Source organism: Peredibacter sp. HCB2-198, assembly GCF_045999315.1.
Lineage (GTDB): Bacteria > Bdellovibrionota > Bacteriovoracia > Bacteriovoracales > Bacteriovoracaceae > Peredibacter.
In genome coordinates this window covers 239,287-265,023 of the sequence record NZ_CP174607.1, presented here as the reverse complement: position 1 = coordinate 265,023, position 25,737 = coordinate 239,287, and the positions used below count along the sequence as shown (strand labels likewise).

General features: G+C 42.7%; 28 protein-coding genes. 17 read left to right on the top strand and 11 right to left on the bottom strand.

Translation table 11 applies throughout. The annotated features are described in order from the left end of the window. Positions 1–4 precede the first annotated feature (4 nt). Positions 5–529, bottom strand: a complete 525-nt coding sequence (locus ACJVC5_RS01410) for a hypothetical protein (protein WP_408097595.1) — start codon at positions 527–529, stop codon at positions 5–7. A gap of 52 nt (positions 530–581) precedes the next feature. Here ACJVC5_RS01410 and ACJVC5_RS01405 point away from each other — a divergent pair, with 52 nt between their 5' ends. Together ACJVC5_RS01405 and ACJVC5_RS01400 are read left to right on the top strand one after the other, a co-directional pair. After that, positions 582–1,571 (top strand): KpsF/GutQ family sugar-phosphate isomerase, encoded by a 990-nt coding sequence (locus tag ACJVC5_RS01405; RefSeq protein ID WP_408097594.1) that lies wholly within the window; start codon positions 582–584, stop codon positions 1,569–1,571. Beyond that, positions 1,568–2,152, top strand: a complete 585-nt coding sequence (locus ACJVC5_RS01400) for a hypothetical protein (RefSeq protein ID WP_408097593.1) — start codon at positions 1,568–1,570, stop codon at positions 2,150–2,152. Before ACJVC5_RS01405 ends, ACJVC5_RS01400 begins: the two co-directional genes overlap by 4 nt. On the opposite strand, the gene lnt is transcribed toward ACJVC5_RS01400, so the two are convergent. The 3 genes from lnt to ACJVC5_RS01385 form a co-directional block, all read right to left on the bottom strand. Then, the gene (gene lnt / locus ACJVC5_RS01395; RefSeq protein WP_408097592.1) at positions 2,105–3,649 is read right to left on the bottom strand and encodes an apolipoprotein N-acyltransferase; all 1,545 of its coding nucleotides are present in this window, start codon (positions 3,647–3,649) and stop codon (positions 2,105–2,107) included. The genes ACJVC5_RS01400 and lnt overlap by 48 nt on opposite strands. Before the next feature lie 21 nt (positions 3,650–3,670). Then, positions 3,671–4,711: a S8 family serine peptidase gene (locus tag ACJVC5_RS01390; RefSeq protein ID WP_408097591.1), complete on the bottom strand. Its 1,041-nt coding sequence runs from the start codon at positions 4,709–4,711 to the stop codon at positions 3,671–3,673. A 220-nt stretch (positions 4,712–4,931) separates the two neighbouring features. Then, on the bottom strand, positions 4,932–5,303 hold the full coding sequence (locus ACJVC5_RS01385; protein WP_408097590.1) for a TraR/DksA family transcriptional regulator: 372 nt from the start codon (positions 5,301–5,303) through the stop codon (positions 4,932–4,934). Between the two features lie 224 nt (positions 5,304–5,527). Here ACJVC5_RS01385 and ACJVC5_RS01380 point away from each other — a divergent pair, with 224 nt between their 5' ends. Next, complete coding sequence (locus ACJVC5_RS01380) at positions 5,528–6,010, top strand: flavin reductase family protein (protein ID WP_408097589.1); 483 nt, start codon at positions 5,528–5,530, stop codon at positions 6,008–6,010. Then, the gene (locus ACJVC5_RS01375; RefSeq protein ID WP_408097588.1) at positions 6,010–7,350 is read left to right on the top strand and encodes a trypsin-like serine protease; all 1,341 of its coding nucleotides are present in this window, start codon (positions 6,010–6,012) and stop codon (positions 7,348–7,350) included. Before ACJVC5_RS01380 ends, ACJVC5_RS01375 begins: the two co-directional genes overlap by 1 nt. 2 nt (positions 7,351–7,352) lie before the next feature. Here the strand turns inward: ACJVC5_RS01375 and mltG are convergent, their stop codons facing one another. From mltG to dinB, 3 genes are read right to left on the bottom strand one after another with little or no spacing between them, the layout of a single operon-like run. Beyond that, positions 7,353–8,381: an endolytic transglycosylase MltG gene (gene mltG / locus ACJVC5_RS01370; protein ID WP_408097587.1), complete on the bottom strand. Its 1,029-nt coding sequence runs from the start codon at positions 8,379–8,381 to the stop codon at positions 7,353–7,355. Positions 8,382–8,413: 32 nt separating this feature from the next. Continuing rightward, a complete protein-coding gene (gene ruvX, locus ACJVC5_RS01365; RefSeq protein WP_408097586.1) occupies positions 8,414–8,887 on the bottom strand; it encodes a Holliday junction resolvase RuvX in 474 nt (157 codons plus the stop codon). A 15-nt stretch (positions 8,888–8,902) separates the two neighbouring features. Next, positions 8,903–9,973, bottom strand: coding sequence for a DNA polymerase IV (gene dinB, locus ACJVC5_RS01360; protein ID WP_408097585.1), 1,071 nt, complete (start codon positions 9,971–9,973; stop codon positions 8,903–8,905). A 199-nt stretch (positions 9,974–10,172) separates the two neighbouring features. Between dinB and rho the strand changes: the two genes are divergently transcribed. From rho to ACJVC5_RS01340, 4 genes are all read left to right on the top strand, one after another. Next, positions 10,173–11,741, top strand: coding sequence for a transcription termination factor Rho (gene rho, locus ACJVC5_RS01355; RefSeq protein ID WP_408097584.1), 1,569 nt, complete (start codon positions 10,173–10,175; stop codon positions 11,739–11,741). Next, positions 11,741–12,865 (top strand): DUF1385 domain-containing protein, encoded by a 1,125-nt coding sequence (locus tag ACJVC5_RS01350; RefSeq protein WP_408097583.1) that lies wholly within the window; start codon positions 11,741–11,743, stop codon positions 12,863–12,865. The genes rho and ACJVC5_RS01350 overlap by 1 nt, the downstream gene beginning before the upstream one ends. A 22-nt stretch (positions 12,866–12,887) precedes the next feature. Continuing rightward, complete coding sequence (gene prfA / locus ACJVC5_RS01345; RefSeq protein ID WP_408097582.1) at positions 12,888–13,958, top strand: peptide chain release factor 1; 1,071 nt, start codon at positions 12,888–12,890, stop codon at positions 13,956–13,958. Between the two features lie 122 nt (positions 13,959–14,080). After that, positions 14,081–14,812: a HemK/PrmC family methyltransferase gene (locus ACJVC5_RS01340; RefSeq protein ID WP_408097581.1), complete on the top strand. Its 732-nt coding sequence runs from the start codon at positions 14,081–14,083 to the stop codon at positions 14,810–14,812. Here ACJVC5_RS01340 and ACJVC5_RS01335 read toward each other — a convergent pair. Both ACJVC5_RS01335 and ACJVC5_RS01330 read right to left on the bottom strand, forming a co-directional pair. Beyond that, on the bottom strand, positions 14,809–15,144 hold the full coding sequence (locus ACJVC5_RS01335) for a hypothetical protein (protein ID WP_408097580.1): 336 nt from the start codon (positions 15,142–15,144) through the stop codon (positions 14,809–14,811). The genes ACJVC5_RS01340 and ACJVC5_RS01335 overlap by 4 nt on opposite strands. Further along, complete coding sequence (locus tag ACJVC5_RS01330; RefSeq protein WP_408097579.1) at positions 15,122–15,319, bottom strand: hypothetical protein; 198 nt, start codon at positions 15,317–15,319, stop codon at positions 15,122–15,124. The genes ACJVC5_RS01335 and ACJVC5_RS01330 overlap by 23 nt, the downstream gene beginning before the upstream one ends. Positions 15,320–15,506: 187 nt before the next feature. Between ACJVC5_RS01330 and murA the strand changes: the two genes are divergently transcribed. The 3 genes from murA to ACJVC5_RS01315 are packed head-to-tail and all read left to right on the top strand — an operon-like array spanning position 15,507 to position 18,109. Next, on the top strand, positions 15,507–16,772 hold the full coding sequence (murA, locus tag ACJVC5_RS01325; protein ID WP_408097578.1) for a UDP-N-acetylglucosamine 1-carboxyvinyltransferase: 1,266 nt from the start codon (positions 15,507–15,509) through the stop codon (positions 16,770–16,772). 1 nt (position 16,773) lies between these two features. Then, entirely contained in the window at positions 16,774–17,118 is a 345-nt protein-coding gene (locus tag ACJVC5_RS01320; RefSeq protein ID WP_408097577.1) for a histidine triad nucleotide-binding protein, read from the top strand. 7 nt (positions 17,119–17,125) lie between these two features. Beyond that, positions 17,126–18,109 (top strand): DUF4365 domain-containing protein, encoded by a 984-nt coding sequence (locus tag ACJVC5_RS01315; RefSeq protein WP_408097576.1) that lies wholly within the window; start codon positions 17,126–17,128, stop codon positions 18,107–18,109. Here the strand turns inward: ACJVC5_RS01315 and ACJVC5_RS01310 are convergent. Beyond that, the gene (locus tag ACJVC5_RS01310) at positions 18,106–18,876 is read right to left on the bottom strand and encodes a hypothetical protein (RefSeq protein WP_408097575.1); all 771 of its coding nucleotides are present in this window, start codon (positions 18,874–18,876) and stop codon (positions 18,106–18,108) included. The genes ACJVC5_RS01315 and ACJVC5_RS01310 overlap by 4 nt on opposite strands. Between ACJVC5_RS01310 and ACJVC5_RS01305 the strand changes: the two genes are divergently transcribed. Beyond that, on the top strand, positions 18,875–19,579 hold the full coding sequence (locus ACJVC5_RS01305; protein WP_408097574.1) for a hypothetical protein: 705 nt from the start codon (positions 18,875–18,877) through the stop codon (positions 19,577–19,579). The two genes, ACJVC5_RS01310 and ACJVC5_RS01305, sit on opposite strands and share 2 nt — an antisense overlap. Here ACJVC5_RS01305 and ACJVC5_RS01300 read toward each other — a convergent pair. Continuing rightward, on the bottom strand, positions 19,576–20,001 hold the full coding sequence (locus tag ACJVC5_RS01300; protein WP_408097573.1) for a hypothetical protein: 426 nt from the start codon (positions 19,999–20,001) through the stop codon (positions 19,576–19,578). The genes ACJVC5_RS01305 and ACJVC5_RS01300 overlap by 4 nt on opposite strands. A gap of 113 nt (positions 20,002–20,114) precedes the next feature. On the opposite strand from ACJVC5_RS01300, the gene ACJVC5_RS01295 reads away from it, so the two are divergent. The 5 genes from ACJVC5_RS01295 to guaA all read left to right on the top strand — a co-directional run bounded on the left by ACJVC5_RS01295 (position 20,115) and on the right by guaA (position 25,731). Further along, entirely contained in the window at positions 20,115–20,831 is a 717-nt protein-coding gene (locus ACJVC5_RS01295) for a tetratricopeptide repeat protein (RefSeq protein WP_408097572.1), read from the top strand. Then, the gene (locus tag ACJVC5_RS01290; protein ID WP_408097571.1) at positions 20,800–21,825 is read left to right on the top strand and encodes a hypothetical protein; all 1,026 of its coding nucleotides are present in this window, start codon (positions 20,800–20,802) and stop codon (positions 21,823–21,825) included. Before ACJVC5_RS01295 ends, ACJVC5_RS01290 begins: the two co-directional genes overlap by 32 nt. 155 nt (positions 21,826–21,980) lie before the next feature. Next, a complete protein-coding gene (locus tag ACJVC5_RS01285; RefSeq protein ID WP_408097570.1) occupies positions 21,981–22,658 on the top strand; it encodes a response regulator transcription factor in 678 nt (225 codons plus the stop codon). A 59-nt stretch (positions 22,659–22,717) separates the two neighbouring features. Continuing rightward, a complete protein-coding gene (guaB, locus tag ACJVC5_RS01280) occupies positions 22,718–24,181 on the top strand; it encodes an IMP dehydrogenase (protein WP_408097569.1) in 1,464 nt (487 codons plus the stop codon). A 2-nt stretch (positions 24,182–24,183) separates the two neighbouring features. Further along, positions 24,184–25,731, top strand: a complete 1,548-nt coding sequence (gene guaA / locus ACJVC5_RS01275; protein WP_408097568.1) for a glutamine-hydrolyzing GMP synthase — start codon at positions 24,184–24,186, stop codon at positions 25,729–25,731. Positions 25,732–25,737 lie beyond the last annotated feature (6 nt).

Here is a 25,737-nt window from a genome sequence, read left to right as displayed (position 1 = left end):
GAGTTTACTGAATCCCAGTATTTTCTAGCTGCTCTTTCTCGCGCGCTTTATCGATTTCCTTTAATCTGTTGTCGATGGCAACCAGACGCTCAATTCGGTAGAGAAGAGTCTTTTCAGAAATTCCGTCTGTCGGGACTTCTTTCCATCCTTGAAGGAAATCTTGTTCCATTAACTGGCGTTTATAGACAGTGACTTTACTCACTTCGCGACCATTTCTGAAACCTTTAACAACGTTAACAACCAGTTTGTATTTTGCTGCTTTTACTGCATCCGCCGAACCAAAAGAGTCCGCAAAGTTTACTTCAAGAGTATTGTCCATCCAGCGGGTCTTAATAAAACCTGCTTCCTGGTTCTGTTGTGCGATGTCAAACTTTCTCATGACCTGAATCACGGCCTGCCAAGTTTGGTTATAGTCGGCCTTATAGACCTTAGTTGGAATTTCTAGCTCTTCCGTGATTTGACGGAATTTCTCATAACTAGCGCATCCGCTTAGGCCCAGAATCATGACGATTAAAAGAATAAATTTCATATTTTTTATGTTATCAATGAATCAAATAAAAAGAAATTCTTTTGGAACTCACATGGACCACAAAAACATCTTTACCCAAGTATTAAAAACTGAAGCACAGGCCCTAGAACTGGCCGCATCTCGTTTCACGGAGACACAGGCGCAAAGTCTTGTGAATCTTTACGAGCAGCTGGTGAACACTGGCGGAAGTTTGATTATTTCAGGGGTAGGGAAGTCCGGACACATCGGAACAAAGATTGCGGCCACTTTCTCTTCACTGGGCCTTCCGTCTTTCTTCCTTCACCCAACCGAGGCCATGCACGGTGATTTAGGTCGAGTGACGAAACTGGATGCCATCGTTTTGATCAGTAAATCTGGTACCACTGAAGAACTACTTAATATGATTCCTTACGTGCAGATTCCAAAAGAAAGAATTGTGGCACTGGTTGGAAAGGTTGATTCTCCGATTGCGCATAAATCAGGAATTGTTTTGGATGCTTCCGTTGAAAAAGAAGCCTGTATTAATGATCTAGCACCAACGACTAGTACAACCCTTGCACTAGCGATGGGAGACGCCATGGCCGTCCTTTATGAGAACGTGATGGGTGTTTCGAAAGAAAAATTCGCCGTGAATCATCCGGCGGGCCTCCTTGGAAAGTCTCTTTCACTTACGGTTGATCGTTTAATGATCAAGGCCTCTGATTGCCCGACTGTCGCGGATACAGCAACTCTTCAAGACGCCATTCTTGCTATGACTCAAAAACCAGTCGGTATGTGTGCCATTATTTCAGGGGCCAAAATGCTGGGCATTCTGGTTGAAGGTGATATCAGACGCGCCTTCGCTAAATCTGCTGATGCTATTAAGACTCCAGTGAAGGACATCATGACCGCAAAACCAACAACTGTTGGTTCTAATACACTTGCATTTGATGCTCTTAAAATTATGGAAAATCCAGCACGTCCATTGAACGTAGCTCCTGTAGTTGATGAAGGAGAGTTCAAAGGGGTCTTGAGACTTCATGATTTATTCAAAGCGGGATTTAATTCATCGCTTAGCAAATGAAGTACAAACTTGTTTCCCTGAATGAAACTCAGAATTTTCGTGAAGTCACGGAACAGATGGATGACATTTACGGGGAACAAGAACACATCCCTGATCACATCTTAAAAATTCTCTCAGAAAAATACCCGGAACTCTTCCAGGTCATTTATTCTAATAAAGAATTAGTCGGGCACTTGATCGTGCTTCCTTTCAATGAAACGGGACTTCACAAAATTACTGACGATGAAAATGACGAAGGTGACTTTGAACTTAGTGATTTCAATTTAGATCGTAATCAAGATTCGCCGGTCTATTTCTTTGTTTATTCCATTTATGGAAAGAACGTTCATGCCTCGACCTACATGATTAAACAGATGTGCAGAGGTGTGAAAAGTTATGAGAATGAAGTTTCAAGCTCTTCATTTATTTTTGCTGAATGTGTGAGTCCTGAAGGTGTTCGCCTGAGTGAAAAACTTGGCCTTCATCTGTACCACTCATACAACTTCAGAGGTACAGACCTTCATTTGTATAAAACTGACCTCAAAAATTTTGGATCAGTTCTTTCGTCTCTCGATAAACCAAGTCACCAGCATCAGAACTAAGAAAATCCCCACCACTGGAAAAACACCATACTCTTGATAAAGAGTACTCTGGCCAGTTCCCATCGGAACATTCACATCCAGCGTCCCTTCCGTCCCGATTTCAAGTCGCTTTGATTCAGATCCATCCGGGAAAATCACAGAAGTGATTCCTGTATTGGTACTTCTTACGATCGGAAGTTGAAACTCCAGTGCTCGCCATTTTGATAAGAACAAATGCTGATAAGGTTCAGAAGTATCGCCGTACCAAGAATCATTACTATGGTTAACAATGAAATGCGTTCCCTTCCACTGATTTAGAAGGCCTCGCATGAAATTACTCTCGAGGATTTCGTAACAAATCGGAGTTACAAAACGGTAACCTTTTCGTGTTTCCATCAAAGGAATGCCTTCACCACGAGCAAAAAGTGAAACCGCCGGAACGATTGAAACGATCTGACGATTAAACGGTCCAAAGGGAAGAGTCTCACCAAAGGGAATCAATATGTTCTTATGATAAGCAACTTTGAACTTATTATCACTCATCAAAACTGAAGAATTAAACACCGTCTCCATGAAATCAAATGGCGACTTCGTTGGATCCTGATCATATCCACCAATCAGCATTTCTGCCTTCGTGATGTTCATGATGTCTAAGAAAATAAAATCTAAACGAGTTCGTTCACCCACAAAAGCATTTGGGTACGCCGTCTCTGGCCACACGATGAGTTCAGGCTTAAATCCATTTTGAACTGTTGAGAGATCAAGATACTTTTTATTGATCGACTGATAAGAGTTTTCATCACCTTTCTCAGAAGAAACTTTCAGGAAGTTTCCAATGTTCGCCTGAACAATTCGCACTGGAAGAGTTTTATCAGAAAGGGTGTCTTTCAGAGGAGAAATGGCATTCAAAGCAACAAAGGCCACAAGTGCGATCCACACCTGGGGACGAAACTTTTTAAGGGCAAGTTGCGTGAAGGTCTCTAGCGATACCCAATAAGTCATAAAACTAAAAGCCACGACACCGAGAATTGGGGCCAAACCTAGATAAGGCGCCATATTTAACCACGGGCTGCCCGCATACGAAGGGAACTGTTGCGGAAAGTATCTCTCCATGATTGTCATCACAAACGCCGTGATGAGAATGCCCTTCTGTGAGTACCACTGAAAATCCGGACGCCATCTTTTCCAAACCGCATACAACCACCAGTGAGGTTGAAGAATAAGTGAGAACGATAGACCTAATAATACTGAGATGATCCAAGGCAGTTGTCCGAACTCTCGCAGTGTATGAGGAATCCAGTAGAAACCAAAAAGATTAAGACCCAGGTTGTAGGCAAGAATATGCAGCAAAGTGCTCTTCACATTGGGAGCAACTTCCAGGCGCCACAGGAAAAAAGGCAGAGCTATAAATAAGAGGGGAAGCCAGCCATCACCAAAAATAGAGGGATAACAAAGGGCATAGAGTCCGCCCGCGGCAACAGTCAGAGATAGAGAGAGAAAAAGGGACTTTAACTTCATCCCTTCATTGTAGGGTAATAATTAACGGTTAGCTACAGCGCGAGCAGCTGGAGTACCAAGTTTATTGTTCACTTGATCAGCTAGTTCGATTGCGCGACCAGCATCAAGTTTACCAGCACCAAGGATCTTACCTTCAAAGTTTTTCACTTTAAGAGATGAAGAAAGGATGATGTTCTTGATTTGATCGTATTTAAGAGATGGGTGCTTTGACTTAATCATAGCAGCAACACCAGTTACGAAAGCAGTTGCTTGAGAAGTACCAGTCATATAACCAGCACCGTTGTTAGGAATCGCTGAACGGATGCGGTGACCAGGAGCTGCGATATCAACAGAGTTCTTACCGTAGTTTGAAGAAGGGATGATGTTAAGACCATCATCGTGAGCACCAACAGTAATGATATTAGATAGACCGTATGAAGCCGGGTAGTAAGCGTGGCGCTTGTCGTCAATGTTTGAACGCTCGTTACCAGCAGCTGCGATAACAAGGATACCTTTCTTTTCAGCTTCTTTAAGAACGCGAAGTTCTTCAACTGAAGCTTCCGGGCCGCCGCCAGAGTAGTTGATGACATCAACGTTATTATCAACAGCATATTTTAGAGCTTTGATAGTTGCATCTAGGTTCGCCTGACCAGAAGCTTTTGGATTGTAATATTTAAGGGCCAGGATTTTAACTTCTGGGAAGATCGACTTAACGATACCGGCAACGTGAGTTCCGTGACCGTGAGCATCTGTTGGAGCGTTTGTTACTTTCTCGCCAGAGAAGTCTACACCAAAATTTGTTGATGAAACTTTCCCGCCTGGAACGTAGATATTGTTAATAAGGAAAGCGTGGTCACCTTGGATACCAGTATCAACTACGGCAACAACGATATCTTTCTTCTTTTTGAAGTTGCCCCATGATTCTTTTAGATTAATAGAAGCAAGGTGTTTGTCTGGATCAATACCCCAAGAAGCATAACGAGAGATAAGAAGTTCTGGGTTGTAAGCTAGACCAGCAGCTGCTGCTACTGAAAGCTTTAAGCTGAGGGCTACTACGAAGAGTGATTTAACAGCTTTTTTCATTCCCAATCCTTACCACGGTTAAAGTTCAAAAGGGGAAGCCAGTAAGCTTCCGTGTAAATATGTAAAGCAAGCCGTTTGCCAAGTTCGGGAATAGGGTATTGAGGGGTTAGGTGGGTTTAGGTGTCTGATTTCTGAGAGTTGTCTAATATATAGACACTAACTTTTGGGCATAAAAAAAGGACCCTTCAAGGGTCCTTTCATTAACTGGATGTTTTTAGGACTAGGCCTGCTTCCAAATCTGTGAATCTTCACGCTCTTTTTCTTCAGCATGAGTAATACAAAGTTCGGCCCACGGCTGGTTCTCCAGACGTTTCATACCGATCTCCTCATCACACTCTTCGCAATGGCCATAAGTACCTTCTGCGATTCTATCGAGAGCAGCATCGATTCGGCGAAGTTTTGCATATTCGCGGTCACGAATCGTGCATGTTAGTTGCTGTTGAATAAGAGAAGAAGCTAGGTCTGTTTCATCCGAAAGATCCTCTTCCGCTACATGTAAGTCCTCAGATTTATTAAGAAGGCCTACATTCAAGATTTGCTGACGATGTTTCAGCAGCAACTCTTTGAAATGTTCCAATTTCTTTTTATCCACAGGATCCTCCCTGGAGTCCAAGTAATAAACGAGCCTTGAAATCGACCCACTTCCCTCTATTTTAAAGGTAGTGGGGAGACGACTCAAGTGACACATCTTATCGGCAATAATTTACCAAAAATTGAATAAAAAGCTCCGCGTTAAGCCTTCTTTTGCCCCTAAATTTGACAAATACATTTAGGGATCGTTAAGGTTAATTATGACATTAATGAAAACGGGGATTTATGCTGCTTAGCGATATTGCTACCTCTGTTGGGCATATTCCTTCGGGTCTTTTTATCGTAGCCGTTCAGGACACTGATACGGGTGTAATTGATGGATATTTGGCCAGCTGGATTCAGCAGGCTTCTTTTAGTCCATTAATCGTTTCTCTTGCCATTAAGCCTGGTCGTCCGGCCTACGACCTGATCAAATCTGGTAAACCTTTTGCCATTAACATTGTGGGTGACCACGATAAGACTTATTTAAAGCATTTTTGGAAAGGGTATGACCCTGCCCACAATCCTTTTAGTGAACTCCCGCATGAAATCGGAGCAAATGGCGGCATCATTTTAAATCAGGCCAAATCTGCCATTGAATGTCAGATGATTGATTCCGTAAAACCGGGTGATCACGACATCGTTTACGCCAAAGTTCTCTCTTCTTATAAAATGAGTGAAGAATCTAAACCAATGGTTCACATCCGTAAGTCAGGAGCCGACTACTGATGCCATTGCGCTTACTTTTAACTACTGCACTATTGTTGGGGATGGGTGTCTTCGTTGGCTGCGGAAAGAAGGCCAAGAACGATGACGATACAATTTCTTACAATCCGTCCTTAGAGCCTTCGGAAATGGAAATGCTTCTTTCTCGTCAGGAAGTAGCATGCGATGGTAATCAGGCCTGTCCTAATTATCTAACTAAGATCGCCGTCGTTAATGGAAACAAACTGAACTTCTGTACAGGTTTTCTGGTCAATGAAAATACAGTGGCCACAAGTTCTAGCTGCCTACCAAGTCTTTTGAGATTAGTAGGTCAGGACTGCGGCCGTGATGTGTTTTTCTTCTTCCCAAAAACTTCCAACCGCCCGGCCGAAAAAGTGGGCTGTAAGCAAGTTCTTCAGGCATCTCAGTTGGATGGTAATGACCCTATTCTTTGGCGTGATAATGTGAGTTTCCTTCAACTAAGTTCTCCACTTACCAACCGCCGTCAGGTAGGTATCAGCCGTGAAGGTATCGCTAACGGTAAAGAATATCAGACTTGGTTTGTGGATCAGCAGGATGAATATACTGCCATCATTCGTCGCGAGTATTGTGAGGCGGCCCATAACACTTACATCAATCCATTGGCGTCGAATCTTTCTTCGCCAAGCATGGTTTTTAATAACTGTACTCTGAAGAACGGAAATACCGGCGCTCCGATTCTTGATTCCAAGGGAAAAGTTCGTGCGGTCGTATCGACCAATATGGACGTGAAGTTAAGAAACTATCTTGAATCAACTGGTCTTCTGACGAATCCTTTAAGACAGATGTTCCACGCTACGAGCTTTGCTTGTGCTCCGACGATCAATGACAGCGAGATGCTGGACGAGAAGGAATGTACAAAAGACCTGACTTATAACAAAGTCGATCGCCTTCGTTCGGAAATGCTTTCAAACAACAACTGCTTCGCTGATCTTAAAAAGAAATTAGAATCTTCTCTGGAGTCAATAAGTCGCTATATCACTTTTGGTGTAAAGTTAATTCCAAATGGTGATTACCAGAGAGTGGAAGTGTATCCAAAGTGCTTTAAGCCACTCACTGGTTGGATTGCGACCCTCAATAATACTCGTAATAATTATGTCATGGAAATGTCGCTTCCAAGCAACACTTTCAAACGTGCCATGGACGTTTACGGCCGTATCTATGGTGCCGAGGTCGAGACCAAGAAAGAAAATTTCTTTCTTCAGTTTTCACTCAAGAGCCTTCGTAGTGTGAAAAAATCTACCACGTTCATGTGGAATGACTTGGTTAATAAGACCTTTCCTGATCTTTCAGAATCTTGTGAAGAATCTCTCATCGAAGAGTAATTCTACTGCTTAAGATTTCTCCAGCTTTTTCCTTCTCTCGCTTTAGCATTTCTCTGAAAACTATGAACCGCTTTTTCGTGGTCCTGGTAGGTCTTTGAGAAAACGTGAGTTCCGTCATTCTTACTTACGAAATACAGGTAATCATGTTGTGCCGGATGAAGAACCGCTTCGATCGCTTCAAGACTAGGATTTGAAATCGGTCCCATGGGAAGAGCAGGAATTTTATAAGTGTTATAAGGAGTCATCTCTAAAAGATCGGCCTTTTTGATGTTTCCTTGATAACGGGCCCAGATACCGTAAATGGTTGTTGGATCTGACTGAAGACGCATGCGTTTCTTTAGTCGATTGGTGAAGACTCCGGCGATTGCTGGTCTTTCGACTTTGGCGCCAGTCTCTTTTTCTACCACCGAAGCAAGGGTCACGACCTGATGTTTATTCAGAAAGGGATGATTAAAATCAATGTTCTTTGTTCTCTCATTGAAAAGATCAATCATGGCCTTGGCCACTGCTTTCGCAGAAGTGTTAGGAGCGAAACGATAAGTTTCAGGATAAAGATAGCCTTCAAGATTATTGGCCTGAATACTTAACTGTGAAATAAGATCAGGGTGTTTAACAGCATCTAGGAATGCGGTCTCAGAAGTGATGCCGGCATTCGCGAAAATCCTCGCGATCTCGTACATGTTTTTTCCTTCCGGAATCGTCACACTCGTAAGATTAGGCTGGCCATAAACAAGTGTATCTAATACTCGTCCCATGTTTGAGCCAGTCGTGATGGTGAAGTTACCTGCACGAAACTTCGACATCAAACCTTTGTATTTGGCGTAGTAATGGAACACGCGGGTGTTTGAGATGAGACCTTCATCATAAAGACGCTTATTAATTCTTCCGAAAGTTTCACCGCTTTTTACAGTGAAGGTTTTATCTGGGCCGGTGTAGCTTTGATTAAAAATGAACGCCACCACTACTGAGAGCATAATAAGAGCAAGTAAAGGGGCCGCAACTAAAGTTGCAAATAGGGTTTTCTTTAACATCGAATCCATCCGATAGAAGTTATATCAATAGATTATAAACTAGGACGATGCTTTGTGCGGCGGATAAAATCTTCTAAAATCACACTGGCCGCGACAGCGTCAATTTGCTTGAGATCGACTTGAAAATTATAGCGGGGGGAATTTTTCATTCGAGATTCGGCCTCAAAAGTTGAGAGAGTCTCATCCTGTTCTTCGATAGGGAGAGTAAAATGCTCCCGTATAAAGTTAACAAAATTTTGCGCTTTGGTCGTAGTGCTGGTTTTTTGCCCATCGGTCAAATGCGGAAGCCCAATGACAATCATGTCTACAAACTCATCATCAATGATGCGTTTAAGTTCCTTAATGACGGCATCCGGACCGGTATTCTGAATTCTGCCATATGGAGTGGGAAAGGGATCACGGTTCACACAGAAAGTGGCAACTCCAATAAATTTCTCACCGAAATCCATCGCAAGAACGGTCTTTAAATGAAATGGGTGATCGGTTGGTAGTGCAAATTCTGACATGGGTTTCGTTGTAGCTTAAAGCTTAGGTTCCGTCAAAAGTGAGAGCTGGTAGTTGTTCTCATCCATGACTTTTTCTTCCTCAAATTTTACACCAACCCCTAGGAGACGAACTGGACGAGGATCCTGATGCCAGCGTTCCTCTAATAGATAGACGAAATTCTCTTCAGTGAAAGGCATCTGTCGTTCAATAGTGGTTTGTTTAAAATCAAAGTACTTAATCTTAACGTGAAGGTTTTTAACCACTCGGTCTTCATAGCGAGACAGGTCATTTTTCACTTCATCTACCATGCGAACCACATGGATTTTCATCTCATCGAAACTAGTGATGTCTTTGGCAAATGTCTCTTCGGTGCCCAAGGATTTTCGTTCGTATTCAGTTTCAACTTCGCGGTCATCGAACCCTCGACAGTAGTCAAAAAGAGCGTCCCCAAATTTTCCGAAGTAATAAATCAATTCACTGCGGGTGAACTTTTGCATATCAAGACAGGTCTTAATTCCCATCTCATGCATGTGTTTGGCCGTGACTTTTCCGATGCCGTGAATCCGTTCAATGGGAATGGATTTCATAAATTCATCTACGTCTTGAGGAGCAACCGTGAACTGGCCATTTGGTTTTCTATAGTCACTGGCAATTTTAGCGATAAGTTTATTGGGAGCAATTCCGGCCGAGGCGGTGAGGCCTCCGGTTCGCTCGAAAATTTTTTTACGAATGTCCTGAGCGATCCAAGTGGCCGAGTTTTGAAACATGTCACAATCAGTAACATCCAGATAGGCCTCATCCAGTGAAAGGCCCTGCACCAGATCGGTGTATTCATGAAAAATATCGAACACGATGTCTGAGGCCTCTTTGTATTTGGCCATTCTTCCGCGCACCAGTACTAAATGAGGGCAAAGTTTGAGGGCGGTCTTGGTCGGCATGGCGGAACGAACACCATACTTTCGGGCCTCGTAGTTGGAAGTTGAAATCACTCCACGGCGATCTGATGAACCACCCACGGCCATGGGGACATTGCGAAGGGCAGGGTTGTCCCGCATTTCGACTGCCGCAAAGAAAGCGTCCATATCAATGTGAATGATTTTTCGCATGCGTTCATTTTACGGAAAATTTACGGACTAATCTAGTGGGAAGGTAAATTTTTATAACCCATTGAAATCAAGAAATTGTTCACGGTGCCAGAAACAAGAAATTGACATTAGTCCATTTCAGGTTAAGATAGTCAGGAATCAGACAGTTATATCGACCGGCCATCTTAATCGAGGGCCAAATTCCCAAACATAAAATTTCATGACAACCAAAAAACCTAGAAAATCCGTTCAAGATGATCAAACCGAAACCGTGAATGCTGAGACAGAAACTCCAACAGAAGTTGAAGCGAAAGAAGCAGCATCGGCCCGTGAGCCACGTGAACAACGTGAACCGCGCGAGCAAAGACCACCTCGCCAGGATCGTGGAGATCAAGGTCCTCGTGGACGTCATCCACAGAATCGTGGTGGAGATCGCGGTGAGCACCGTGGGGAACCTCGCCAGCGTTATCAGGACGATCAACCAAGACATTCAGCACCGACTGAACAATCAAATAGAGTTCCATCTAATCCTGGAGATAGAATGCATTTAAGTGCACTACGTGAAAAAGACATTGAAGAACTAACCAGAATGGCGGAAGAGGCCCAGATTGAGAACGCGGCCGGTTTAAAAAAGCACGAACTTATCTTCTCGCTCCTCACTAAAAAATCTAAAGATAATGAAGAGATTTTTGGTGATGGTGTTCTCGAAATTCTTCCTGATGGTTTCGGATTCCTTCGTTCTCCATCTTATAACTACCTTCCAGGTGCCGATGATATCTACGTTTCTCCTTCTCAAATCCGTCGTTTCGGTCTTCGTACCGGTGACACAATTGAAGGTCAGATCCGTACTCCAAAAGAAGGCGAGCGCTACTTCGCACTTCTAAAAGTAAACCACATTAACTTCCGTGATCCGGAAGCTCACCGTTCAACGGTTCTATTTGATAACTTAACTCCGCTCTATCCGAATAAGAAAATCCAACTTGAATCAAAACCAACGAACTATTCAACTCGTGTGATCGATCTTTTCGTTCCACAAGGTTTTGGTCAGCGTTGTTTGATCGTTGCTCCTCCTAAAGCCGGTAAAACCATGCTTATGCAGGACATTGCTAACTCAATCTCTGATAACCATCCGGAAGCAAAACTTATCGTTCTTCTAATTGATGAACGTCCGGAAGAAGTAACAGATATGAAGCGTAACGTACGCGCAGAAGTAGTTTCTTCGACATTCGATGAACCTGCTACTCGTCACGTACAGGTCGCTGAAATGGTAATCGAAAAAGCAAAACGTCTGGTTGAAGCAAAACAACACGTAGTGATCCTTCTGGACTCAATCACTCGTCTTGCTCGTGCTTACAACACAGTTGTTCCACCGTCAGGTAAGATCCTTTCGGGTGGTGTGGATTCCAACGCCCTTCACAAACCTAAGCGTTTCTTCGGTGCCGCTCGTAACATCGAAAATGGTGGATCACTTACAATTATCGCAACTGCGCTTATTGATACTGGTTCAAGAATGGACGAAGTTATCTTCGAGGAATTCAAAGGAACTGGTAACTCGGAAATCCAGCTTGACCGTAAACTTATGGAGAAGCGTGTATTCCCGTGTCTGGATATCAACAAATCGTCTACTCGTAAGGAAGATCTCCTTATGGCCGACAAAGATCTTCAGAGAGTGTTCGTACTTCGTCGGGTACTTAACCCAATGAATACTATGGATTCTATGGAATTTATCCTTGAGCGTATGAAAGATACGAAGACCAATATCGCTTTCTTGGATAAAATGAACGGCTAATGAAGAAGACTCTTAAACGCATCATCCTTCTAACAACAAAGCAATATACCTCTATTGGGGGACAGGCCGTTATTGAAGGTGTGATGATGAGATCACCAAACGCATTTGTGGTGGCGGTAAGAAAGCCGGATGGAAGCATCCGTCTTCGTCGCGATCAATGGTATGGTCTCTCGAAAAAACTCGATTTCTTAAAGAAGCCAGGACTTCGTGGTGTTCTGATGTTGGTTGAAACCATGGCCAATGGTCTGGTGTCACTTAACTATTCGGCCAACATTGCCATGGCGGAAGAAGAAAGAGAGAAGGCGCTTAAAAAAGGTAAAACCATTGAGGAGTTTGAAGCTTCTCAAAAGAAAAAAGAGAAAGTTGATATCGCCACTTTTCTAACCATGGCCGTGTCTTTCTCTTTCGGTATTGGCCTATTTGTATTTGCTCCCCACATGATCGCGTTTGCTATCGGTGATTTGTTCGGTCAGAGCTGGACACTTGATAGTTTTGCCTTCCATGCTGTCGACGGTGTTGTGAAGGCCGCCATCTTCGTAGGCTATATCTGGGGCATCTCGTTCATGAAAGACGTTTATCGCGTGTTTCAGTATCACGGGGCAGAACATAAATCTATTGCGACCTTTGAAGCAGGAATAGACCTTACCGTTGATAATGCTCGTAAGTTCACAACTCTTCATCCTCGTTGCGGAACTAGTTTTATCTTCTTCTTAATTCTGATTTCTATCATCATGTTCTCTGCGGTATTTACTCTGGTACCAATTGGAACAAATCTTCCACCGATTCTTCGTCACGTTGTGGCCGTGCTGTTTAAAGTTGCTTTAATGTTGCCAGTTGCTGGTATCAGCTATGAGCTCATTAAAACTGCCGGTAAGTGTTCAGATCAATGGTGGGCAAGGGCCATGAGTGCTCCTGGTATGCTTCTTCAGAAACTAACGACTAAAGAACCGGACGATAAGCAATTAGAAGTTGCTCTATCTTCGATCAAGGCCGTGTTGTTCTTAGAAGATAAATACAATCTTAAAGATGCTAAAAGCAAAGTGTTGAACCTGGAAGAAATTGATATCCAGAACATCAACGAAATTGAAACTACCAATTCGACTCTGAAAGAATTCTTAGAGTAGTTACCCCCGAAGGAAAATTCCCGTGTTCGATAAATTAGATGCTGTTGTCAGACGTTTTGAAGTTCTAACTGAAAGATTGGCCGATCCTTCGCTTTATGATCGTGCACAGGAACTTAGAGAGACCAACGCTGAACGCGCGAACCTTGAACCAATCGTCATTAAGTATAAAGAATATAAAAAGATGGTTGCCGATATCGAAGGCAACAAAGACATCATCCATAACGAAAAAGACGAAGAGATGCGTGAAATGGCGAAAGAAGAACTCGCCGAACTTGAAAAAGGACTACCAACGGTAGAGCACGAACTAAAACTTCTTCTTCTTCCAAAAGATCCAAACGACGACCGTAACGTGATCCTTGAGATTCGTGCCGGTGCTGGTGGTGACGAAGCTTCAATCTTCGTGGCCGATGTTTGGCGTATGTATAAAAACTATTTCAACGGCAAAGGCTGGCGTTCTGAAGTTGTTTCAATTTCAGAAGGTGACAGAGGTCTTAAAGAGATCATCGTGAACGTTTCGGGTGAAAAAGTTTACTCGAAGATGAAGTACGAATCTGGTGTACACCGTGTACAACGTGTTCCTGATACTGAGGCCCAAGGCCGTATCCATACTTCAACCATTACTGTGGCCGTTATGCCAGAGGCAGATGAAGTTGGGGACATCGTTCTTGATATGAATGAAATCCGCGTAGACGTTTACCGTTCATCTGGTTCAGGTGGTCAGTCGGTTAACACCACGGACTCTGCGGTTCGTTTAACTCACATTCCAACAGGCATTGTGATCGCCATGCAGGATGAGCGTTCTCAGTTGAAGAACAAAGAGAAAGCGTTCAAAATCCTTAAGACCAAACTCTATGACTTAAAAGTTCAGGAAGCGGCCAATAAGGAAGCTTCTATGAGAAAAGGTCTCGTAGGAACTGGTGACCGCTCTGAGCGTATCAGAACTTATAACTATCCTCAGGGTCGTATTTCTGATCACAGAATTAACTACACTATCTATAACCTCCCAGCATTCATGAACGGCGACGTTGATGAAGTGATTGATGCTCTGATTGCTCACAACCAGGCCATCCTTCTTCAAGGGGCCGAAGAATAGAAACTCTAAGAGAGTCGTGGAGTGCTTTCTTTACTCAGCATGAGTCTGAGTTAGGAAATCATTATCCGGGGCTAAGTCTTCAGCGTTTCCTTCGTGAAGTTCAGGATATTCTAAAGCATCGTTTGACTCATTATCGACTTGAGCTTGATCAAGCTGCCTGTTCTATTTCTAGTAAGGTTACCAAAGAATTAGAAGGTGATTTTTTAAAAGGTGTTCCTTTTGCCTATCTTTTGGAGAAGGCAGAATTCTATGAGAACGTCTTTTATGTGAACTCTCGGGTTCTCATTCCACGTCCGGAAACAGAAGAGCTTGTGGACATCCTGGTTAGAGAAAAGAAAACTTATTCAAATGTTCTGGATGTTGGTACAGGAAGTGGAGTCATCCTTCTATCACTTCTTTTGAAGAATGTTGCTGCGACAGGAATGGGAGTTGATCTTTCACCTGATGCCTTAAAAGTGGCGCAGACCAATGCGCGCAGGCTTCGTCTCCTGGATCGTTGTGAATTTTTGAAATCGGATCGCTTAAAAGAAGTGCATGATTTTTTTGAACTCATTGTTTCTAACCCTCCATACATTAAGGCCAAGTCCCATCGAAACTTAGTTCACCAGCAAGTGGATCAGCATGAGCCACATATGGCCTTGTATCTGGATGACCAGGATTATCACTCTTGGTTTGCCAGCTTCTTTACTCAGGTTCGGGACCATCTTATTCCAGGTGGAGTGTTTATGATGGAAGGACATGAATTGGAATTGGAAGCACAGGCCAAAATTCTCAAAGAGCTTGGGTTTCAGGAAGTGATTGTTCTAAAAGATTTAGGTGGAAGTAATCGGTTTTTAAGAGGGAAAAAAGCTTAGGCCGCTGGATGTTTGGGTTCCCATTTGAAAGCGAAAATCATGGCGGCGAGAGTTTCTTTTTCCGCTAATCTTGCCCCTTTAAGAAATTCAGTAGAGGGCGACTTTCTAGCAATCATCTTATTGGCTTCATTAAAAAGCAGTTCAAAATCAATTTCACAGGTACCAGCGGAATAGTTCCAAAGGACATTTGAGAATGCTTCTAATTCCTCAAAAATAATATCTACAAAATCGATATATCCATCAACAAACTCATTGGATTCGTTCGTTGGGCATTCATCTAGAATTTCTAGGGCCAATCTTTTGAAGTCTTCACTGTCTTTTTTTATGATCATGCTTATCTTTTTCGGATATTTGCTTTAAATCATTTAATATCATTTTCCATATTGCATTAATGCTATATTGAGTTTGGTAATTTAAGGATGCTTTCTTCATTTCTGAAAGATATCTAATTCCCTCTTCAAGTTCCGTTTCATACTTCAAAATCAGCTCTTCCAATAATTTATCCATCTTCAACCTGGCACCTTTTGGACATTACGTTTTAAATGTGATCTTTAGTCCAAAAACCATGCCACTTCCCATTAGGGACAGCTCCCTGGAATTAAAGGGCCATGACGCTTATCTTGAAATTAATTACTGCTTTCCTCCGCCTTACTTTCCTCATAAAATTGAGCCATCCCATTTCAAGGCGGAATCAATGGATAAATTACTCGTAACAGGCCCATGTCAACTAAAGGGATCTGTTCATATATCTTCAGCTAAAAATGCAACACTACCAATTCTAGCGGCGGCACTTTTATTACCTTACCCGGTGACGTTTACAAAAATTCCAGATCTCATGGATGTCGGAACGATCTTAAAACTTCTCCAAAGCATGGGTGTGAAAGTTACAAAGTCGGGTGATGAGATTGTGTTAGATGCCTCTCATCTAGAAAATCAGCACGCGGACTACTCATTGGTAAAAACTATGAGAGCTTCAGTTCTCGTACTTGGACCTCTTCTTGCTCGTTATGGAGTTGCCTCTGTTTCTCTTCCTGGTGGTTGTGCCATCGGTGCTCGTCCGGTGGATATTCACTTAATGGGGATGGAGAAGCTGGGTGCAGAGATTCAAATCGAAAACGGTTACATCAAAGCAAAATGTGACAAGCTAAAAGGCGCTACAGTAACACTTCCTTTCCCAAGCGTAGGTGCTACCGAGAACATTATGATGGCCGCGGTTCTTGCGGAAGGTGAGACCATTATTGAAAACGCAGCGATGGAGCCAGAGATTGATGACCTTGCTGACTTTTTGATTGCTCAGGGAGTGAAGATTGAAGGAGCGGGGACATCTCGCATTACTATTCATGGAATGGACATCAAAAAATTAAAAGCTCCTGCAAAACCATATCGTGTGATTGGTGACCGCATTGAGGCCGCCACATTTATCATTGCTGGTATTATGAGTGGTGGAGACGTGAGGGTTGAAGGTTTCAATCCAAAGCACTTAACGAACGTTCTCGACACTCTCACCAAGATGGGTGCGAATCTTGAACTAGGTAATGACTTTGTTCATGTGAAAAAATCAAGTCGCTTAAAAGGTGCCATCATTGATACGGCCCCATATCCAGGTTTCCCAACTGACGTCCAGGCCCAGATGATGGCATTGATGAGCGTGGTTGATGGAAACTCTGTGGTGACTGAAACAATTTTTGAAAACCGCTTCATGCACGTTCCAGAAATGGCACGTATGGGGACGAAGGTAACGATCAAAGGTAACTCAGCTACAATTGAGGGAGTTGAGAGCCTAAGTGCTGCACCAGTCATGTGTACTGATCTAAGAGCATCTGCTGCACTTATTCTTTGCGCCCTTGTGGCCCAAGGTCAGAGTGAAATTCAGCGTGTCTACCATCTAGACCGTGGTTATGAGAAAATCGACGAGAAATTAACTCAGCTTGGCGCTAAAATTGAGCGCGTGAAGGGGTAATATGAGTGACTGCATTTTCTGTAAAATTGTTAAGGGCGAAATTCCTTCAACCAAGATTTTTGAAAATGAAACCGTGATCGGCTTTAAGGACCTTCGTCCTCAAGCTAAGATTCACCAGCTCTTCATTCATAAGTCTCACACGAAAGACATTAACGATCTCGCGAAAAACGATCCCAAAGAACTTTCAGATGTGTTCAATGCTATTCGCACGTACACAATAAATGAAGGTCTAGTTAAAGACGGATTCAGAGTGGTGACTAACCTTGGACCGAACGCAGGTCAAACAGTGTTTCACACTCACTTTCATGTTCTTGCAGGGGAGCCGTTAGGGCATTTTGGAAGTTAGGTCATACATGAAGGCAAAAGCTAAAAATTCAAACTCGAATAAGAAAATAAAGAAAAAAGCGAGGAAGAAAAAAAGTACTCTGCCAAAATATAATGAGACTGACCAACGTGCCAATGAAGGCGTAAATTTGGTTGAAGGGATTATCCTTAGAAAAATCAAATGGATTTTTAGACGGCAATTAGAAAATGATCTGGGGATTGACGCTCAAATTGAAGTCAAAAATGATTTAAATGAAGGTACTGGTAGACTAATTGCTCTCCAAATCAAAGCGGGTCAACATTATCTAAAGCATGAAACTCCAGATGGCTTCACTTATTATGGTGAAGTTAAGCATCTAAACTACTGGTTAAATCACTCACTACCAGTTTTAGTCGTACTGTGTGATCTAGATAATGACTGTGCTTATTGGGTACAGGTTACTCGATTGAATGTTTCAAAAAACAAAGAAGGATGGAGTGTCTTGGTTCCAAAAAAGAACCTTCTTCAAGCAAATTGCTCAAAGGAGTTTTTAGAGATTTCATCATCTCCTACGGATGCTGACATCGTTAAATTACTTTTACCAACGTACTTATCTGAGAGATATAATACTTATTCCGCAGAAGGACGAATTGATATCTGCCCATTGATGCACGAGCCTCGAGATTTCATGTATTTTGATCACCTGGCTACTTTAAAGGATGAAACACTTTTTATTTGTCATCACTTTAATATCTTTCAAGATTTTTCGATTGAAAGGCTAAATGAGTTTTTACGTTGGAGAGAAATTAATAGAACTACAGATTTAACTGATAATGGCCTTCAATCTTTATTTATCTATTTGATTTCGACAAATGAAAAAGATCTTAAGCTTTCAAACAAAATAGTAAAAGCTTTGAAGAAATGTAAGAAAGTTACCTTGTTTAAACTCATCTATAGTCGTAGGAACTCTGTCTCCCACAGTTTTTACTCTCTTGATGAGTTTCCTGAAAGAGATTTTCCAGCAGGTTTTTAGACCTGTAGACCGTTAAATACCGCCGATAAAACAGTTCTTTGTAACTGATTCAACTGAGCAGTTCTCGCCATGAACATAATCGGGCTTCTTTCAATCTGGGCCGTCGCTACAAACTGGCCTTTCGAAGGATTGAATTCAGTCACTTCAAATACATCATGGAATTTATCAATGTAGTTCGCCATAAGTTCTCTTTCTTTGGCGGCACCTTGTTGGAAGTTGCATTTCTTAGTTCCAGAAAGAAGAGACGTCGTAAGTTTCGGACGCTCTTTCTTCTCATTGTTTTCATCTTTCTCTTCAGTAGAGATCACGTCGTTGAAGAGCATGGTCATTTCAGTGGCACCAAGGTTTCTCTTCATCCAGTACCAGAACTCTTCGAAGAACGTGATACGATCTTTTTTCCAAAGTTCACGAAAGTGATTCGTGATCTTCCAAACATTTTCAATCGAACTGAAATTCTGGTGCATGGTCCAGCGATTAAGCACCTTCAGGTATACATCGCGGAACTGCTGCGCCGGCATTGATTCAAATGAAGACAACGTTAGATTTTCGTCATTGGCATCCAGGATAGGGTAGAAGGCCTTTTCTTTTTCAAGAAGACTCACGAGCGAGCTGTAATGCTCATTATCGTGGATAAAAAGGGCCTGGAGGTTTTGATCCGCAAGATCTGTAACGTCAATAATTCGAGTCTCAAGGCTATTTTGAAGCCAGTTAAGTTCCTTAATAAGCACTTGGCTAGAAGAACGGATAAAACCGAGCGAAATAATCATGCAAAACCTTCCTTTAAACCAGAAGATACTAACAAACGGAACTTTAAGTTACAATGGACTCATGGTGCATCATTGGTTCTTTTTGTTAGTTCTGCTGGTTTATTCCGGTCTGAGTTTTTCTCAGGATGAGCGCTATTTCCGCCAGATTCTTACTGGGGAACTTCCCAAGCTAGGTGAAGAGCACAAGGAGACCTTCCTCCCGCAATTTAACGTTCAGGGCACCTCATACCGGTTCGATTTAAATGGTGATGGGTTTGAGGAAGTCATCATTCCCCAAAAAAGGGATGGAGTAGATTGGCTGGAGATTCGTGATCCTTCTCAAAGAAAAATCTTTGAAGGAAAACTTTTGGCCATGGGGTCTGAGAGTGCCATTTATAAAATTAAGCTGGTGAATCTTTCAAACAAGGTGAAGGCCGCCATAGTCTTTCTGGATGAAGGAAGCACAAAAGGTAAGCGCTTTGAGTCCACTGGCAGAATCTATGTCCTGTCTTTCGAGAACAACGATCTTGATACGCTTTCAATGACCGAAGGTCCCCATTTTTATCACGAAAAAGAGGCCCAGCGTGAACAGTACTGGCGTCGCGATTACAATGTGAACGTGTATGATGTTGATGGAGACGGCGTGCGCGAGATCGCTGTGATGTACAATCACATTCAACGGATCATGAAATATAAAAGTCGGGGAGAGTGGGAGCGTTTTTAAGACACTTTACGAACTGACTCTTCGCTTTCGTTCTTCTTCGCCAATTCTCTTTCTTTGCGATACTTCTCAAGAACTTCCAGATTAGAAGCACTTTCAAGCGTCGCCTTCTTGCGAAGATGACCCATGATGGTGAGCCATACGAAGGTCGGCAGACCAACTCCTAAAACCACAGCAAGCATAGAGTAGGCACTCCACGGTTTACTGGGCTCAACGATCTCAGGCTTAGGAGGATTTTTTCTAGACTCTTCAAGCTTGGTCATGTCCTGCTCAAGATTAAAAAGAGTCTCACTGGCGTGTGGAGTTGCTTCTGGCTGATCGATCTCAATCCCTACGAAATCCTCTACGGCCGGACTACGGTTAGCATGGGCAACTACTGAAATTGAGAGGAAAAGTAGACAAAGTCCAAGTGTGCGAAAAGCCATAGTGATTACTCCTGATGCCCATATCGGCACATTCTTCCAAATTCTTTAACTAAAGATTTTAGTCAATTTACCGATAAATAAACGAGTTTAATGGAGCCCTGAGGGTCAATCATATGAAGCTATTTTTTGTGTTTCTACTTCTGGCATTTGGTTATGTCTTTTCACTCTGGAAATTCGGAGGAATGGATAAAACGGTCATGGCAAAATTAGACGCTCAGTTAGAGTATGAAAAGAAAGCTCTCGCTCTTGCTAAAGAGAATCGTCTTCTCCAGGTGCAGATCTCAGATCTAAAATATCAAGTCTCACAACTTGAATCTAAGAACAAGTATTTTGCTTCTCAAGCAAAGGCACCAGCGGCCGCTGCTCCAGAGAGAAAAATCGCCAGCGTGCCTAAAATGGATACCAACGATCTTGTGAATTACGAGATCTATAAATGGACTCCGGAAAAGCTTCTGGCCATTGGTGAGAAAGAACTTCACTTCAAAAATTATGAGAAGTCAGCGCAGTTTTATAATGAGCTGATCGTTCGTCACCCAAAACATGAAATCGTTAGTGACCGCGTGCTTTTCGGAGCAGGAGTGGCCGCTTTTGAGACTGGTAAGCGCTATGACTGGTCTGAACAACATCTAGAGCGTCTGGTGAAAAACTATCCTAAGTCTGAGTTCTATCGAGGTGCCAAGCTATGGCTTGCGCTTGCTCAGTACAACCAAGGTGAGCATCAGAAGTTCCTTAAAACCGTAGAAGAATTTCGCCTTAAATACAGAAACACTGAAGAGTGGAAAATCCTAAGTAGGTACTATGAAGACATCTCTTACAAAATTAAGCAGTAGTTTTTTACTTCTTTCTTTTTCTCTTGCCGTTTACGCTAAACCTGTCGCGCAAGTGACAGAGATTAACGGAACAGTGTTTGTGGTGACTCCGGAAGGAAAGACCAGTGCGCTTAAAGTAAACCAGCACATTGAAGAGAAATCGGAAGTGATGGTGGAAGAAGGTGCGACCGTTACGCTTAATGATTATTACGATGCCACTTATCATCTGACAGGTGGATCGCATCTGAAATTTTTTAATAAGTCAGTTCAGTTGAAAAAAGGTAAGACTTGGATTCAATCTGTGAATGCTCGTCATCCACTTGCTCTTACAACGGCCAACGCTGCTGTTGATTTTTGGAAGGGCGAATTCATCACAACTTTCGATCAAGCTTCTTCTCGCTCACAAGTCCTGGTGGTGAATGGCGAAGTAGAGGTGTCTAACGTTCTGGATAAGAACATGAAGTACACTGTTGCTGCAGGTACTTTTTCTCTTATTGATCCAGAAGTAGAAAACGGTATTCCACGCACTCCTACGAAGGTAGGTCTGGCATCGCTGAATAAGGCCTTATCGGAGTTTAAACAGCTTCCTGAGAAGATCAAGGCCACCGAACCGAGGGCAAGATCTATTGCTTCAGTAGAGGAAAAAGCACCTGCTCCTGTGAAGAAGGGTGAGATCATTTTCATCTCAACCAATCGTCTCCCTGCTTCTGTCTCTGGCAGCGCTCACAAATACTACAAGCAGAAAGTCACAACAAAGAAAGTTGTTGATGCGAGACCTGTTCCAATTCGTATTTATGGTACTAGTTATCAGAAAACTGAACCGTATGTGGCCCCAACCGAAGCCCCAAGACAACCGGCATCAGTTCAGTCAGTTACTCCGGATGCAGCCAAAAAAATGCCTCAAACGAGCGTTTTAAATCAAGAGTTTGGTGAATCTCTAAAGAAGCACACTGCAGAACAGCCTAAGTATTCGAAAGAATTGGAAAAGCTCATCGACGACCTGAAGAGTTACTAGCACTTAGCACGTTTTTTCAATATGTTAGGATCGTTTTAACATCCCCTAAAAAATCAGCCAGATGGCCGATTTGGGATTCTACACAAAATATTTAAGATATCTTGAGTTTTAGTTCGATCTAAACATGCCTTAATATGCATTCAATGGAGCATCTTATGGAAAAAAACCGAATGCATGTAACGATCATTGACGACAATAAAGATCTTTTAGAGGTTCTCTCTAGCTCACTGGCCGACCAGTTCACCATTGAGTCTTTTACTGAGCCAGATAAGGGCCTGGATTTCATTCGTAACAATCATACGGATGCAATTCTTCTCGATCTTCACATTCCCGGGAAAGACGGTTTCCAGGTTTATGAAGAAGTAAAGCGCGCGAAGCAGAATCTTCCAGTTCTTTTCTTGACTGGTGACTCAGATATGGGTGCACGAGTGAAAGGGCTTGAGATTGGTGCTGACGACTTCCTTTTGAAACCAGTTCAAACTGAAGAGCTTGTCGCACGTATTCGTAACCGTATCGCTCTCTCAAAAAGAAATCTTCAGAACAATAAGGTGATTAAGTTTAAGGACTTAGTTATTGATCTTGATGGACATCAAGTTATCCTTAACAACCAAGCTGTGCGCCTGACACCAAAAGAATATCAACTTCTTCTTGTGCTTTCACAGAACCCTAATCGTGTGATCCATAAAGATGATTTGATTCACATGCTTTGGAAAGACGTTCACGTTGAAGTGAATAACCTTGATACGCACTTTTCAAACCTTCGCAGAAAGTTGAAGCCTTTTTCAACTCACATCAAAACGCTCAAGAACTTGGGCTACGTACTGCGCATATAGTTCCCACCCTAGAAATTTACTCTAAATGAGCTATCCTTTGGTAATCAAAGGATAGCTTTATGTTTTATACCGAAGATTCAGCTTTGACCTATGACGACGTTCTGATCGTTCCAAACTACTCAGAAGTTCTCCCTACTGAAGTCGATTTAAAAACCAAATTCTCTAAAAACATCAGTATGAATATCCCTATCGTCTCAAGTGCGATGGATACGGTTACCGAGTCGCGTACAGCGATTGTGATGGCCCAAGAGGGTGGCATTGGGGTGATCCATAAAAACATGACTCCAGAAGAGCAGGCCTTCGAAGTGGAGAAGGTGAAAAAGTATGAGTCAGGAATGATTATTGATCCATTCACTGTAACTCCAGATCAAAAAATTTCTGATCTGTTTGACCTTATGAAGAAATATAAAATCTCTGGATTCCCAGTTGTGGACGAAGATAAAAAGCTGGTTGGAATGATCACCAACCGTGATCTTCGTTTTGTGTCAGACACGTCGAAGAAAGTTAAAGATGTCATGACGTCAAAAAATTTAGTGACAGCACCTGAAGGAACAAGTTTTGAGAAAGCAAAAGGCATTCTGCAAAATCATCGAGTAGAAAAGCTTCCAGTGGTGAATGCAGAAGGAAAACTTCGTGGCCTAATAACCATTAAGGACATTGAGAAAACCATTGCTTTCCCTAATGCTAATAAAGATCAGTTTGGACGCTTGCGGGTCGCGGCCGCATGTGGTGTAGGGGACAAGGAATTAAAACGTGTCGAAACGCTGATTAAGGCCCATGTGGACGCTATTGTGGTGGACACTGCCCACGGTCACTCGAAAGGAGTGATCGAAATGGTGAAGGCCATCAAAAAAATAAATGCGAATGTTGATGTCGTGGCCGGAAACGTTGCTACAGCAAAAGCTTGCGAAGATCTTATCGCGGCCGGTGTCGACGGAATTAAAGTGGGCATTGGGCCAGGTTCTATTTGTACTACACGCGTGATCGCGGGAATTGGTGTTCCTCAGATGCAGGCGATTTTTGATTGTAGGCCAGTGTGTGAGAAGGCCGGAGTTCCTTTCATTGCGGATGGAGGAATTAAATACTCGGGGGATATTTTTAAGGCCCTTGCTGGTGGCGCCTCTACAGTGATGATTGGTTCTTTATTCGCAGGAACTGATGAAGCTCCAGGTGAAATGGTGCTGTACCAAGGCCGCGCTTATAAAATGTATCGTGGTATGGGATCTCTGGGTGCGATGGAAAAAGGATCGAAAGATCGTTATGGCCAAAGTGCGGTGGAAGAAATGTCAAAACTCGTTCCAGAAGGAATTGAAGGACAAGTTCCTTATCGAGGTTCACTCTCTACGAATCTTTTCCATCTTGTCGGTGGTGTTCGTTCGGGAATGGGCTATGTGGGAGCGCCAACCATGAATGAGCTCCATAAGAAAGCAAAGTTCATTAAAATCACAGCGGCCTCATTGAAAGAATCTCATCCGCACGATGTGATCATTACTAAAGAAGCTCCTAACTATCGCCAGGTTTAATCATGAAAAGTTCTGTATGGATCGTTGATTTTGGTTCTCAATATACTCAACTCATCACGAGAAAGTTTCGTGAATTGGGATTTACTTCAGAGATTATGACTCTGGAAGATGCCTTTGATAGATTAAAGGGCGAAGAACCAAAAACCCTGGTTCTGTCCGGTGGACCACAAAGTGTATTTGAAGACACAACTGATTATTCACCGTTCTTCTCTCGTCCTCAACTTCCGATCTTAGGTATTTGTTACGGAATGCAGATATTGGGTCAATGCTTTGGCGGGAAAGTAGAGAAGGGTGTGCAGGGCGAATATGGTCTTGCTAAACTTCGTACGGTTCCAGGTTTTAGTGTGCCTGGTATGCCGGCCGAGAGTGACGTGTGGATGAGTCACTCGGATCACGTGAGTGTTCTCCCGAAAGATTTTAAGCTCATTTTTCAGAGTGAAAATGGACTGACTGCCGGAATTAAGCACGAAACTCGTCCTATCCTTGGGCTTCAGTTTCATCCAGAGGTTCATCACACTGTTCATGGTAAAGATGTGCTTGGTTACTTTTTAAACGAAGTCGCTAAATTAAAATCGGATTGGTCTTCCAAGACCATGCTTGAAAGTTCGCTCGAAGAAGTGAAAGCAATCAAAGGATCAAAGGTCCTTTGTGCTTTTTCTGGCGGAGTGGATTCACTCGTGGCCGCGACTTTGACTCAAAGAGTGATTGGTGATGATCTCCATTGTTTTTTTGTAGATCATGGCCTTCTTCGTCCGCAAGACATTCATCACATTAAACTTCTTCAAGAGAAGACCTCGCTAAAAATCGAAATCATAGATGCAACGGATATGTTTTTGAGCGCTCTTCATGGTCATAAGGACCCAGAAAGTAAGCGTAAAATTATTGGTAAAACGTTTATTGATGTCTTTGAAAAGAAAGTTCATGAATACGAGAAGAGTCACAACGTAAAGTTTGATTATCTTCTTCAGGGCACACTTTATCCTGATGTGATTGAGTCTATTTCTCCTCATAAAAAGGGTGGGAAATCCGTCACAATTAAGTCTCACCACAATGTGGGGGGACTTCCGGAAAGAATGCATTTAAAACTTTTGGAACCACTTCGCTTTTTATTTAAAGATGAAGTGCGGGCCATGGGACTAGAACTTGGTCTTCAACACGATTGGGTCTATCGCCATCCTTTCCCTGGACCAGGGATTGGAGTGCGCGTACTAGGTGAGCTTCATAAGGATTCTATTCGTAAAGTTCAAGAGTCTGATCAGATTCTTTTCGAAGAACTTAAAGGCCATAAGCTTTATGATTCAACCTGGCAGGCATTCACTGTGCTTCTTCCGGTAAAAACTGTGGGAGTAAAAGGGGACGGTCGTGCTTATGAAGAAGTCATTGCGGTTCGTATGGTGAATTCACAAGACGGCATGACGGCCTCTGTTACTGAAGTGCCGTGGAGCTTTTTAAATCGGGTCTCTTCGCGCATTTGTAATGAAGTGAAGGGGATCACAAGAGTGGTCTATGATTGTACTTCCAAGCCACCCGGCACTATCGAATGGGAATAAAAAAAG

What these genes read in the sequence shown, in the direction of transcription:
- ACJVC5_RS01410 (WP_408097595.1), bottom strand. Translation starts at nt 529, where the DNA reads ATGAAATTTATTCTTTTAATCGTCATGATTCTGGGCCTAAGCGGATGC.
- ACJVC5_RS01405 (WP_408097594.1), top strand. Translation starts at nt 582, where the DNA reads ATGGACCACAAAAACATCTTTACCCAAGTATTAAAAACTGAAGCACAG.
- ACJVC5_RS01400 (WP_408097593.1), top strand. Translation starts at nt 1,568, where the DNA reads ATGAAGTACAAACTTGTTTCCCTGAATGAAACTCAGAATTTTCGTGAA.
- lnt (WP_408097592.1), bottom strand. Translation starts at nt 3,649, where the DNA reads ATGAAGTTAAAGTCCCTTTTTCTCTCTCTATCTCTGACTGTTGCCGCG.
- ACJVC5_RS01390 (WP_408097591.1), bottom strand. Translation starts at nt 4,711, where the DNA reads ATGAAAAAAGCTGTTAAATCACTCTTCGTAGTAGCCCTCAGCTTAAAG.
- ACJVC5_RS01380 (WP_408097589.1), top strand. Translation starts at nt 5,528, where the DNA reads ATGCTGCTTAGCGATATTGCTACCTCTGTTGGGCATATTCCTTCGGGT.
- ACJVC5_RS01375 (WP_408097588.1), top strand. Translation starts at nt 6,010, where the DNA reads ATGCCATTGCGCTTACTTTTAACTACTGCACTATTGTTGGGGATGGGT.
- mltG (WP_408097587.1), bottom strand. Translation starts at nt 8,381, where the DNA reads ATGTTAAAGAAAACCCTATTTGCAACTTTAGTTGCGGCCCCTTTACTT.
- ruvX (WP_408097586.1), bottom strand. Translation starts at nt 8,887, where the DNA reads ATGTCAGAATTTGCACTACCAACCGATCACCCATTTCATTTAAAGACC.
- dinB (WP_408097585.1), bottom strand. Translation starts at nt 9,973, where the DNA reads ATGCGAAAAATCATTCACATTGATATGGACGCTTTCTTTGCGGCAGTC.
- rho (WP_408097584.1), top strand. Translation starts at nt 10,173, where the DNA reads ATGACAACCAAAAAACCTAGAAAATCCGTTCAAGATGATCAAACCGAA.
- ACJVC5_RS01350 (WP_408097583.1), top strand. Translation starts at nt 11,741, where the DNA reads ATGAAGAAGACTCTTAAACGCATCATCCTTCTAACAACAAAGCAATAT.
- ACJVC5_RS01335 (WP_408097580.1), bottom strand. Translation starts at nt 15,144, where the DNA reads ATGATCATAAAAAAAGACAGTGAAGACTTCAAAAGATTGGCCCTAGAA.
- ACJVC5_RS01330 (WP_408097579.1), bottom strand. Translation starts at nt 15,319, where the DNA reads ATGGATAAATTATTGGAAGAGCTGATTTTGAAGTATGAAACGGAACTT.
- murA (WP_408097578.1), top strand. Translation starts at nt 15,507, where the DNA reads ATGGATAAATTACTCGTAACAGGCCCATGTCAACTAAAGGGATCTGTT.
- ACJVC5_RS01320 (WP_408097577.1), top strand. Translation starts at nt 16,774, where the DNA reads ATGAGTGACTGCATTTTCTGTAAAATTGTTAAGGGCGAAATTCCTTCA.
- ACJVC5_RS01315 (WP_408097576.1), top strand. Translation starts at nt 17,126, where the DNA reads ATGAAGGCAAAAGCTAAAAATTCAAACTCGAATAAGAAAATAAAGAAA.
- ACJVC5_RS01305 (WP_408097574.1), top strand. Translation starts at nt 18,875, where the DNA reads ATGCAAAACCTTCCTTTAAACCAGAAGATACTAACAAACGGAACTTTA.
- ACJVC5_RS01310 (WP_408097575.1), bottom strand. Translation starts at nt 18,876, where the DNA reads ATGATTATTTCGCTCGGTTTTATCCGTTCTTCTAGCCAAGTGCTTATT.
- ACJVC5_RS01300 (WP_408097573.1), bottom strand. Translation starts at nt 20,001, where the DNA reads ATGGCTTTTCGCACACTTGGACTTTGTCTACTTTTCCTCTCAATTTCA.
- ACJVC5_RS01295 (WP_408097572.1), top strand. Translation starts at nt 20,115, where the DNA reads ATGAAGCTATTTTTTGTGTTTCTACTTCTGGCATTTGGTTATGTCTTT.
- ACJVC5_RS01290 (WP_408097571.1), top strand. Translation starts at nt 20,800, where the DNA reads ATGAAGACATCTCTTACAAAATTAAGCAGTAGTTTTTTACTTCTTTCT.
- ACJVC5_RS01285 (WP_408097570.1), top strand. Translation starts at nt 21,981, where the DNA reads ATGGAAAAAAACCGAATGCATGTAACGATCATTGACGACAATAAAGAT.
- guaB (WP_408097569.1), top strand. Translation starts at nt 22,718, where the DNA reads ATGTTTTATACCGAAGATTCAGCTTTGACCTATGACGACGTTCTGATC.
- guaA (WP_408097568.1), top strand. Translation starts at nt 24,184, where the DNA reads ATGAAAAGTTCTGTATGGATCGTTGATTTTGGTTCTCAATATACTCAA.